Below are 11,674 nucleotides of genomic sequence, written 5' to 3' on the forward strand. Positions count from 1 at the left end.
AACATGAGCCCCGAGTTCGGCTCGACCTGCGCGCTCTTCCCCGTCGACGACGAGACCCTGCGCTATCTGCGCTTCACCGGGCGGCCCGAGGACCACGTCGCACTGGTCGAGGCGTACGCCAAGGAACAGGGACTGTGGCACCAGCCGAGCAGCGCGCCCCGGTTCACGGACACCGTCGGCCTCGACCTGTCCACCGTCGTCCCCTCGCTGGCCGGGCCCTCCCGGCCCGAGGACCGTGTTCCGCTGGACCAGTCCAAGGCCCGCTTCCGGACGGCCGTCGAGTCCCTCCGCAAGCAGAGCACCGACGGCGATACGACCACCACCGCCACGGTCGTCATCGACGGCACCGCGCACGAGCTGCGCGACGGCGCGGTGGCGGTCGCGGCCATCACGTCCTGCACCAACACCTCCAACCCGGCAGTCATGGTGGGCGCGGGTCTGCTGGCCCGGAACGCGGTGCGGGCGGGACTGCGCAGCAAACCCTGGGTCAAGACCACCCTCAGCCCCGGCTCACGGGTCGTCATGAGCTACTACCGGCGGGCCGGTCTCGTCCCGGGCCTGGAGGCCCTCGGCTTCCACCTGGCCGGGTTCGGCTGCATGACGTGCATCGGTGCCTCCGGCCCGCTCATCGGCCCGGTGTCCGAGGCGATCGCCGATACCGGTCTGACCGTGGCGTCCGTGCTCTCCGGAAACCGCAACTTCGAAGGGCGCATCCAGCCCGAAGTCGCCATGAACTACCTCGCCTCCCCTCCCCTGGTCGTCGCCTACGCCCTCACCGGCACCATGGACATCGACCTGAGCACCGAGCCCCTCGGCCACAGCCCGCAGGGTGACCCCGTCCACCTGCGTGACATCTGGCCGGACCCGGCGGAGATCGAGGCCGTGATGGCCGGGAGCATCGACGCGGCGATGTTCACCGACGCCTACGGGCACGTCTTCGCCGGCGACCGGAGGTGGCAGGACATCAACATGCCCGCCACCGAGAGCTTCACGTGGGACGAGGACTCCACCTACATCCGCCGCCCGCCCTATCTCGACGGCATGGCCAGGGAACCCGAGGCCGTACGGGACATCACCGGGGCGCGCGTGCTGGTCAAACTCGGCGATCAGGTCACCACCGACCACATCTCCCCCGCCGGCGCCATCACCGCGGGCAGCGCCGCGGACCGGTACCTCGCTCAGCTCGGCGTACCCGGCGGCGACCTCAACACGTACGCCTCCAGGCGTGGCAATCACCAGGTGATGATGCGGGGCGCATTCGCCAACGTCAGACTGCGCAACCAGGTCGCCCCCGGCACCCGAGGCGGCCGGACCCTCGACTTCCTCGCGGACGGCCGCGAAAGCTCGGTCTATGACACGGCGGCCGCCTACCGTGCGGCCGGAGTCCCCATGGTCGTCGTGGCCGGCGAGGACTACGGCGGCGGGTCCTCCCGGGACTGGGCCGCCAAGGGGCCCGCGCTACTGGGGGTCCGCGCGGTGATCGCCCAGTCTTTCGAACGCATCCACCGCTCGAACCTCATCGCCATGGGCGTCCTGCCCCTGGAACTCATCGGCGCCGGCCCTCACGACCTCGCCCCCACCGGCGCCGAAGAGATCAGCGTCGCCGGGCTGGAAACCCTCAACACCGGACACCTCCCTGCCACGGTCCGCGTCCTCTCCGACGGCCGCGAGTTCACCGCCCGCGTCCGCCTGGACACCCCCCGCGAGGCCGACTACTTCCGCCACGGCGGGGTCATGCCGTACGTCCTTCGCGGACTGCTCGCCCACCCAGCCGAAACCGACAACTGAGGTCTGCCATGAACCACCCGCCCTCCCGAAGGACCGTACTGCTGGCGTCTGCCGGCTCCACCCTTGCCCTCGCGACCACCGCGCCCACGGCGACGGCGGCCACCCACGCGAGTACGTCGTCCGCTCCCCGTGGACGCTCTCCGGTCCAGTACGCCTACGTGGGCTCCCGGACGACGAGACAGCGCAACGCCCGGGGCGCCGGCATCACCGTGTGGCGGGTCGACCCCCGCCACGCCTCGTGGGATCTGCTCCAGACCGTCCCCGCCGACGACGGAGACACCACCACACCGACGCCGCCCGGTGCGATCCCGGTCAACCCGTCCTTTCTCGTCCTCAACCACGACGGCACCTGCCTCTACGCCGTCCACGGCGACGCCACCACCATCAGCGCCTTCGCCGTCGACACCGCACACGGCACCCTGACGCCGCTCAACACCATCGACGTCGGCCGCCGCAACCCCGTCCACCTCACACTCGACCCCACCGGGAACTGGCTGGCCGTCGCCTTCCTCGCACCTCCTGGATCCGTAGTGACCCTGCCGGTCCTGTCCGACGGCTCCCTGGGAGCGGCAGCCGGTGTCCTCGAACTCCCCGGAACGCCCGGCCCGCACAAGACCCAGCAACTGGGTCCCAATCCCCATCACGTCGTCTTCGACCCCGCCGGGCGGTGGCTGGTGATCCCCGACCGCGGCCAGGACCGCGTCTTCGTCGCCGCACTCGACACCACCACCGGAACGCTGACCCTCAACGACCCAGGATGGGTCCAGACCAGGGAGCTCGAAGGCCCCCGGCACATCGCGTTCCACCCGCACCGGCCCCTGGCGTTCCTCGTCAACGAACTCCGCTCCACCGTACACACGTACGAATGGAACGCGGAAGCGGGCACCCTGACGCCCGTCCAAGTCCTTGCCTCGGCCGAGGCATCGATGACCGGCGACACCCGTGCCGCCGAGATCGCCGTCTCCCCCGGCGGCACGCACGTCTTCGCCTCCAACCGCAGCGGCGCCGGGGACTCCACTACCGGTGGCCCCGAACCCGACACCATCGGCGTCTTCGCCGTCGAGCGTCACGGTGGCCTCAAGCCCGTCGGCTGGGTCTCCACCAAGGGCATCCGACCACGCTTCTTCGGGTTGGAACCATCGGGCCGGCGGCTCTTTGCCGCCAACGAGGTCACCGACACCGTCGTCGGCTTCGACCTCGACGCCGACGGCCGACACCTGCGTCCTCTCGGCATCGTCGCCGAGACCGGTTCCCCCACCTCCATCGTCTGGCGCACCGCGCACTGACCCGGGGGACCCGGGCGCTTCCCGTCAATCCACGACAGCGCCGGCGGGGAGAGGATCTCTCCGAGAGTCCGCCCACCGGCGTGAGGAGCCGGGTCACCGGTCGGCCCGGGCTCCGTCACAGCTGTCAGGGGGTTGCACCGACCTCGGCGGACGCGCCGCTGCGTTCCGCGTAGCCCGCCGCCTGGACGGCGTAGTAGTAACGGGTACCGGTCTTCACGGATGTGTCCGTGTACCTGGTGCCGGGGACGTCCGTGGCGATGACGGCGTAGGAACCGTCACGCCTGGTGGCGCGCAGCACGCTGTAGGAGACGGTCCGCGCCGGTGCCTTCCAGGTGAGCGCGACCTTGCCCGAGGCCGTCTTCGCTGTCAGGCCGTGGGGTTGGGAGACCTTGCTGGACGTTCCCGTACCGACGGTGAGGTGATCGAAGGTCGCGGTGTTCGTGATGGTGGTATCGCCGGAGGTGACGACAAGGCCGACGTACACGGTCCCTGGCAGGGTGGTCAGCAGGACGCTCGCACTCGGTGACCAGTTCTTGCCGTCCGGTGAGGTGTAGGCATACACGTAGTCCGCGCGGCGGACCAGCTTGAGCCAGTACGGCGTATCGACGTCCTCGAAGTTCGCCCAGTAACTCCAGCTGTTCCCCTTGCTCCTGGAGCTCCAGTACGTCTGCGCGGAACCGTCGCCGAGGAGCCGCTGGATGACGTAGGGCGTGCTGTCCTTGGCGTCGAGGGAGGCACGGAGCATCAGGCCGGCCGAACCACCCTTCGCCGCACCCGGGTTGGCGACCCGCGTAACGATGGTGCCGTCACCGGCCAGCTTCCGGTAGGCATAGCGGTAGCCGCTCAGCTGGTCCTTCCCGGAACTCTTCACCGTCCAGGTCCCGTCGGCGTACGCGTTGGCGCCCGCAGCCCCGACCGTACCGATGTCCCTGCCGGTGAGCTTGGTGACAGAGGTGGAGGCAGCCGGCGCCGTCCAGGCCGCCGCAGGCGCGGTGGCCTTGGACGTGTCGGCGCTGCGCCGGTAGACCATCGAGTTGTACGACTCCATGGCCTTGGCGCGCAGCCTGGTGGTGTACGGCGCCCTGAGGCCCTTACGGACCACATAGGCGTTGTAGATCAGGTCGAGTCCCTCGGCCGGAGGCGTGATCCGCTCGCCGCCGTCGTCCGCGGAGATCCTCTTGTACAGGCCGTACCCGGAACCGAAGCGCACATAGGCGGGGTTCTCGCCCAGGTTGAACCGGCTGTAGTACTCGGCGGCCGTCAACAGCCGGCTGTTCTGCGCCGAGTAGAGGTCGACGCCCTGCTTCCATGCCGTCTCGGCAACGGCCGCCAGATGCATCCACTGCCCGTACGCGTGGCCCTGGTCGCGTCCGGTGTCGCCGATCTCGCCGTTGGCCAGGGAGTCGCGCAGTCCGCCCATCGGGTCGGTACGGTAGGCGTCGACGGTCTCGTTGAACTTCACCCGGTCGTCGTTGAACACCGCGATGGCCATCGCGCCCTGCAGCCCGAGCGCCCCCTGCCCGGCGTTGAGCAGATGGCTGCCGGAGCCGCTGGCGCCAAGGCCTACCCCGAGCTGCGGCCAATAGACGTCGTTGAAGTTCTTCTGGCACACCTTGGTGTCGGTGGCCGTCCAGCCGGAGAAGGTGGCCCGCAGCACGTCCGCCGCGGCGATCGCCCGGATCGCGTAGTCACCGATGGTGAAGGAGGCCTCCGCGCCTGACCATTTGGTCTGGGTGCGGCACCAAGAGGTCATGATTTTGGTGGCCTTGGCGCTGTAGGCGGTCTTGCCGCTCAGATAACCGCGCAGCGTCAGGCCATACACGGCCTGCATATCGTTCTCGTACGCACTCCTGTGCACGTCCGCGTTGCGGCCGACCTCGGCGAACGGGCCCTGCATCGCATAGCCGAGCGAGGAACGCGAATCGGCCAGCAACCCGGCGTATGACGACTTCCAGGGCTCCTTCGTCAGATTCTTCTTAAGCCGGTTCAAGTCGGCCTTGTCGAAGGTGATTCCCGGGTGTGCGAACCTGCCGGGTGCCGCATCGACGGCCTTGGTCGCGGTGGTGGCGGCCCCGGCACCCGGTGTGCCCTGGCCGACCCAGGCGTAACAGGCGATGAGCAGGGCGATCGCGGCGGCTCCCGCGACGAAGAGGCGTGGCCGACGCCGGGCCAACAGCCCGGATTTCGCATGACGCATCAAGAATGTCCTCGGACGGCAGGGGGCATGAACGTGTTGCCCGTACGGCGCTGGGGAGAGCCGCCCTCAGCGGCCCTCCTGATAAGGAGACGCGCCGAGTGCCGTCGGATAACACTTTCCTGGGGGCCATCCGTCGGGCCGGCCCGTTCTTCGGTGCCATCACGAGGTCCGAGGAGTCCGGTCCGTTTGTGCGTTCAGCGCGGTTTGGGCGAGGGGATGGTCCAGTACCCCTTGTGGACGTCCCGGACTTCCTCACGCACGGGCAGCTTCGGATCCACGTAGGCCCTTATCCACTCGATGGGAGCGCCGTTCTCGTCATGCAGGGTCATGACGGTGACGGAGACCGGGGTGTCGAGATACAGGCCCAGATGGCGGGAGACTATCGGCGGTGGTGTCGTGGCATGCACCCGTCGGCGGACCGTGACGACGTCGATGTCCTCCGCGTTCAGGATCGACATCATCGGTTTCGTCTGGAGATCCTCCAGACTGTGGCGCTCCCCGATCTCCGGAAGCTGCACGTTGTGCGAAACGACATGCGGCTGCCCCCCGTAGACACGCAGCCGAACACACTCCCACAGCCTGCTTCCCGGAGCGAGGCCGAAGACCCGGCACGCGTCCGTGGGGACGACCGCGACACCCGCCCGCAGCAGTTCGTAGCCGTACTCGGACGACTCCTCCTCGGGATGGAACGCCGGGAGATCACCCGTGTCTCCCGCCAGTGGCGGGACGTAGGAAGCCCTGGGCCTTCGGCCGCGGCCACGCTCGACGAGGCCCTCCTCACCGAGACGCTCCAGGGGGCCCCGCGCGGTCACCACGCTGACGTTGAACCGCTCGGCCAGCTCGCGTTCTCCGGGAAAATCCGTCCGCCCCACCCAGAGGCCGTCCAGGATCTCAGAACGCAACTGCCGGTAGATCTGCTGCTGCATGGGGACGTCGGGGTTCAGAACGTCACTGTCGTCCACCGCCGGACCGATGGACCAGGACATGGCGGAAGCGGGCTCGCTGGGCATGTCCACAGCCTCTCATGACCACGTGCGCGGGAGGTGCGCGCACAACGGCCTGCGGCAACGTGACCGACACACACTTGACAATCCATATTTCACCTATGAATATTAGATTCATAGGTTTACTCGCGTTCATCACGCAGGGGCGAGCGTCCAGCGCGCCGCCGGAGACCTTCACGCCCCTGCCGTTCTCCGAGGACTTTGCATGACTGCACAGAGGACGTACCAATTGCCCGATCTGCCGCTTCCGGAGTTGTTCGTGGCTCCGGAACGCCGAGCGCGGGGCGCTGTCAACGCCTATCGGATCGAGCAGCTTCCGGAAGGCACGCAGCGGGAGTTCATCGACATCACCGCTTCGGACGGCGCGTTCTCCTTCGGACTGCTGCACCTGCCGCCGGGGCCGCGGCCGAAGAAGGTCGCGGTGTTCATGCATCCGAGGGAGAACCAGTCCCGGCAGTATCTGAGCCCGTACCTGCTCAAGGCGGGGTACGCGGTGTGGGGGCAGACCAGTCGCGCGCTGAACAACGACAGCGACATGGTCCACGAGGAAGTGGTCCGGGACACCGCGGCGGGCATCCGGATGCTCAAGGAACGCGGCTTCGAGAAGGTCGTGCTGATCGGCAGCAGCGGGGGGACCTCTCTGCTCTCCTACTACCAGTGGCAAGCGTCCCTCCCGCCCGAGAAGCGGTTCACCCACGGCCCGCATGGCGAGCCGACCAGGTTCGCCACGGAGGACATGCCCCCGGCCGACTTCTACGTCGCACTGGCCCCGCACGCCGGCGAGGGCGTCATCATGCTCAACATGCTCGACCCGGCTGTCGTCGAAGAGACCAACCCCTTGGCGATCGACCCCGAGTTGGACATGTTCAACCCCGCCAACGGCTACCAGCCGTTCCCACAGCCCAGCAAGTACGACCCCTACTGGCTCGCCGCCTACCGCAAGGAACAGCGCGCCCGGGCCCGGCGTATCGACGTCATCGCCCGGACCCTGATCGCCGACTACCACGAGGCGAGGCAGGCCGCCGACCTCGAACGGCTCAGCTCCCCCACCGCCCGCCGGGCGCTGATGAGTCCCTACATGACCGTCTACGGGACCGTCGCCAACCCCGCCCACACCGACCCGGGCATCCACCCCAACCACCGGCTGCCGGGGAGCATCTTCTCCTCAGGCCACCCGCTGCGCGGCGGTTACGGCCCCGTTGCGCTGGGCCGGCTGCTCACCGCTCGGGCCTGGCTGTCCACGTGGAGCGGCCTGTCGGCCAAGGCCGAGTGGACGCATGCCGCCGAGCACATCGACGTCCCCACCCTGGTGGTCCTCCCCCTGGGCGACAGCGACGCGTACCCACAGGAGCAGGAAGAGATCTTTTCCCGTATCCCGGCGGCCGACAAGACGTTCACCACCCTCGACCACGCCCACCACTACCTGTTCCTCCTGCCCGGCGCCCCGGTCGACTACAACCCTCGCGAGAAAGCCGGCGAGATCGTCACCCGGTGGCTCGGCGAGCGGGTGTGAGCACGTCATGACGCTGAACAACGCGCGCCGTGGAGGCATGTGATGCCGTTCTACCGTTCCGTGGGGCAGGTGCCCCACAAGCGCCACACCCAGTTCCGCAAGCCCGACGGCGGGCTGTACCGCGAGGAGCTGATGGGCACCGAGGGCTTCTCCTCGGACTCCGCGCTCCTTTACCACACTTACGCGCCCACCGACCTGGTCGCGGTGGACACCTGGCAGCTCACGGACCAGGAGTCGCGGCCCAACCACCCGCTCAAGCCGCGGCTCGTGCACACGCACAAGCTGGACGAGGGCGGCGACGCGGTCACCGGCCGCCGGCTGCTCGCGGTCAACCAGGACGTACGAGTCAGCTATGTCGCCGCAGACCGGCCCAGCCCGCTGTACCGCAACGCCATCGGCGACGAGATGTACTTCGTGGAGTCGGGCACCGCCCGCGTCGAGTCCGTCTTCGGCGTCCTGGACGTCGGTCCGCGTGATTTCGTCATCATCCCCACCTCGACCACCCATCGCTGGGTCCCCACCGGCACCGAGCCCGTACGACTGCTGATCGCGGAGTCCACCGGCAGCATCCGTCCGCCCAAGCGGTACGTCTCCGGCAGCGGCCAGTTCCTGGAGAACTCCCCTTACTGCGAACGGGACCTGCGGGCGCCCTCCGAGCCGTACGTCGTGGAGGGCGACAACGTCGACGTGTACGTACGCCACCGGGCCGGCGGCACCCGCTACACCTACGCCCACCACCCCTTCGACGTCGTCGGCTGGGACGGTCATCTCTACCCGCACGCGTTCAGCATGAACGACTTCGAGCCGATCATCGGCCGCATCCACCAGCCGCCTCCCACGTTCCAGGCCTTCGAGGCCCCCGGGTTCGTGATCTGCTCCTTCGTACCGCACAAGGTCGAGTACCACCCGGACGCGGTCATCGTTCCGTACAACCATGCCAACGTGGACTCGGACGAGCTGATGTTCTACGTCGACGCGGCGGGCGGTTCCCGGGGCGGACACGGCATCACGGAGGGTGCGATCACCTGGCATCCGGCCGGGTTCATCCACGGCCCGCACACCAACGAACTGGAGAAGTCGGTCGACGCGTACAACGCGGGCCGGATAGAGATCAAGAACATGCGGGCCGTCATGATCGACACTTTCCGCCCGCTCGACCTCGGCGACGCCGCACTAGCCAGCGAGGACTCCGACTACATCGCCACCTGGCGCAACGCCTGAGCGAGAGCGCCCCGGAGGTGCCACGGCACCTCGCCAGCACCCACACACACGAGACGTCCGATCCGGTCGTTCGAGTTCCTGGAGATCCGACTTGCGTGCCGATCAGGTCACCAGCCATCTGACCACCCCGCTGACCGCACCGGCCTACCCACGACCGGCCGGATACCGGTTCATCGACCGGGAATACCTCAACATCGTCTACCGCACCGATCCCGACGCGTTGCGAGCCGTCGTTCCCGAGCCGCTGTCCGTGGGCGACCCTCTGGTGCGGTTCGAGGTCATGCACATGGGCGACGTGGCCGGCTTCGGCCCGTACACCGAAGCGGGAGTCGCCATCCCGGTGGAATTCGACGGTGAGCAGGGCGAGTACCTGCACGCCATGTACCTGGACAACTTTCCCGCCACGGCCGGTGGCCGCGAACTGTCCGCCTATCCGAAGGCCCTGGGCGCCCCGCGGCTCTACGTCGACCACGGAACCCTCGTCGGCACCCTCGACATCGGGACGCTGCGCGTGGCCACCGCGACCATGGGCTACAAGCACCGTCAGCTCGATCCGGAAGAGGCACTCCGGCAGATCACCGTGCCGACGTACATGGTGAAGATCGTCCCGGGCTACGACTTCCGGCCTCGTGTCGCCGATCTGGTACGCACCCAGATCACCGACATCACCGTCAAGCAGGCGTGGACCGGCCCCACCCGCCTCCAGCTCTTCCAGCACGCTCTCGCACCACTTGCCGATCTCCCCGTGACCGAGGTGGTGTCGGCCAGCCACATCCTCACCGACCTGTCGCTGGCTCCCGTGAAGCCCGTCTTCGACTACCTCGACCAAGCACCACGCGGGTAAATCCACTCAACCATCGCTCAGGGCGAGAGCAACCCGATACACCCGCGGCCTACCCCCGTCGAGGTGCACCCCGGGGCCACCTTGGTACCGGAGGTAGAAGCCACTTCCCCGGTCCCCAGGCCCCCTGGCCTCTACTGCCAACTGCTTGACGAGGCGCTCCGCCGCTCGGAGAGCACCTGACGAACGTGAACACACATTGGAGGATTCATGTCCAGCCACCGTATCGGCCTGCTCGTACCGAGTTCGAACACCACGATGGAGACCGAGGTCCCGGAGATCCTCCGGCGGCAGAGTGAACTGACGGGTGACCAGTTCACCTTCCACGCAAGCCGGATGCGCATGCGTCACGTGGAGGCCAGCGCGCTGGCAGCGATGAACGCCGACGCCGGGCGCGCGGCGGTGGAACTCGCCGACGCGCAGGTCGAGGTGATGGCGTACGCATGCCTGGTAGCGATCATGTCTCAGGGCAACGCGGCCCACCAGGGCATCGAGGCGGATCTGACCCGCACCGCGGCCGAGAACGGCTGTGCGGTGGATGTGGTCTCCAGCGCGGGTGCGCTGGTGGAGGGTCTGAACCACCTGGGCGCGCGGAAGGTATCCATCGTCACCCCCTATATGAAGCCGTTGACAGCCCTGGTCGCCGGGTACATCGAGGCCGAGGGCATCGAGGTCCAGGACGCCGTCAGCCTGGAGGTCGACGACAACCCCGCCGTCGGCCGCCTCGACCCGGCCCGGCTGCCCGACATCGCCGCAGGCCCCGACACCCGGGATGTGGACGCCGTCGTACTCTCCGCCTGCGTCCAGATGCCGTCGCTGTCGGCCATCCCCGCCGCCGAGCAGCGCCTCGGCCTGCCGATCGTCACCCCCGCCGCAGCCACGTCCTGGAAGATCCTGCGCACCCTCGGCCTGGTGACCACCGCGGACGGCGCCGGCGCGCTGCTCAAGAAGAACTGATCACCACGGGCGCCGGATAGCCGCTTGCCGACTCCGGCGCCCGCCTATGCCGGGCCCGTTCGGCCCCCACCACCCTCGGCAGGACAGCGCCAACCGCACCCGCATGTCCCACGTGTCCCCCGGCCGACCGGGCCGGCGACACCACGCCACAGCTGAGGGCGAGGACTGCGCGCGCCGCGCCGCCGTCGACGGATCGTCCTCCAAGGGCGACCCGTCCGACGCTGCCCGGCCAAGGCATCGAGCCCTAGCCCGGCAGGTCATCGGCGAACGGCGGGCGCCGGCACTGTGCCCGCGGACATCTGAGCCGCCTGAGCCCGCGGTCACGCAAGCAACGCCCTCAGCCGCTCCACCAGCCGAACCCGGCCCACGTGCGTGTCCGCCAGCGGTGTGACCATGAGGGTGCTGACCCCGGCGGCGGCGAACTCGCCAGCGTGCTCCTTGACGTAACTCTCCGGGCCAATGAGCGAGACGGCCCTGATGAGTTCCTCCGGCACCGCGGCGGCCGCCTCGTCCTTCTTGCCGTCGTGGTAGAGGTCCTGAATGAGCTCGGCCTCGGCCTCGTACCCGTAGCGGCGGGTCAGCTCGTTGTAGAAGTTCTTGCCGCGCGCCCCCATCCCGCCGGTGTACAGGGCGAGCGTGGGACGAACCTGGTCGAGCACGGTATCCGTATCCTCACCGATGGCCAGGGATACCGGTGCCATGACATCCAGCGGCCCCAACGCCGGATCCCGGTCGACAAGCCCCGCGGCGAGCGCGTCTCCCCACACGTCCTTGGCTCTGCCGGGGTGGAAGTAGATCGGCTGCCATGCCTGGGCGATCTCCGCTGCGAGTGCCACGTTCTTGGGGCCGATCGCGGCCTGCGCGACG

9 protein-coding genes are annotated in these 11,674 nt (G+C 68.6%); 6 read left to right on the plus strand and 3 right to left on the minus strand.

The genetic code is table 11. The features are described 5' to 3' along the window. Both KVT44_RS54570 and KVT44_RS54575 read left to right on the plus strand, forming a co-directional pair. A partial coding sequence (locus tag KVT44_RS54570; protein ID WP_217576572.1) for an aconitate hydratase occupies positions 1–1,788 on the plus strand: 1,788 nt, incomplete at its 5' end. An 8-nt stretch (positions 1,789–1,796) separates the two neighbouring features. Further along, positions 1,797–3,074, plus strand: a complete 1,278-nt coding sequence (locus KVT44_RS54575) for a lactonase family protein (RefSeq protein ID WP_217576573.1) — start codon at positions 1,797–1,799, stop codon at positions 3,072–3,074. 124 nt (positions 3,075–3,198) lie between these two features. Here the strand turns inward: KVT44_RS54575 and KVT44_RS54580 are convergent, their stop codons facing one another. Together KVT44_RS54580 and KVT44_RS54585 are read right to left on the minus strand one after the other, a co-directional pair. Continuing rightward, positions 3,199–5,271 (minus strand): alginate lyase family protein, encoded by a 2,073-nt coding sequence (locus KVT44_RS54580; protein WP_217576575.1) that lies wholly within the window; start codon positions 5,269–5,271, stop codon positions 3,199–3,201. Between the two features lie 194 nt (positions 5,272–5,465). Beyond that, complete coding sequence (locus KVT44_RS54585) at positions 5,466–6,281, minus strand: GntR family transcriptional regulator (protein ID WP_217576577.1); 816 nt, start codon at positions 6,279–6,281, stop codon at positions 5,466–5,468. Between the two features lie 199 nt (positions 6,282–6,480). Between KVT44_RS54585 and KVT44_RS54590 the strand changes: the two genes are divergently transcribed. From KVT44_RS54590 to KVT44_RS54605, 4 genes are all read left to right on the plus strand, one after another. Then, a complete protein-coding gene (locus tag KVT44_RS54590; RefSeq protein ID WP_217576579.1) occupies positions 6,481–7,788 on the plus strand; it encodes a hypothetical protein in 1,308 nt (435 codons plus the stop codon). A gap of 42 nt (positions 7,789–7,830) precedes the next feature. Beyond that, the gene (locus KVT44_RS54595) at positions 7,831–9,009 is read left to right on the plus strand and encodes a homogentisate 1,2-dioxygenase (protein WP_217576581.1); all 1,179 of its coding nucleotides are present in this window, start codon (positions 7,831–7,833) and stop codon (positions 9,007–9,009) included. 91 nt (positions 9,010–9,100) lie between these two features. Next, positions 9,101–9,853, plus strand: a complete 753-nt coding sequence (locus KVT44_RS54600; protein WP_217576583.1) for an acetoacetate decarboxylase — start codon at positions 9,101–9,103, stop codon at positions 9,851–9,853. 207 nt (positions 9,854–10,060) lie between these two features. Next, positions 10,061–10,807, plus strand: coding sequence for an Asp/Glu racemase (locus KVT44_RS54605; RefSeq protein ID WP_302832260.1), 747 nt, complete (start codon positions 10,061–10,063; stop codon positions 10,805–10,807). Between the two features lie 320 nt (positions 10,808–11,127). On the opposite strand, the gene KVT44_RS54610 is transcribed toward KVT44_RS54605, so the two are convergent. After that, a partial coding sequence (locus tag KVT44_RS54610) for an LLM class flavin-dependent oxidoreductase (RefSeq protein WP_217576585.1) occupies positions 11,128–11,674 on the minus strand: 547 nt, incomplete at its 5' end.

Source organism: Streptomyces sp. GbtcB7, from assembly GCF_019091445.1.
GTDB classification, from domain to species: Bacteria; Actinomycetota; Actinomycetes; order Streptomycetales; family Streptomycetaceae; genus Streptomyces; species Streptomyces mirabilis.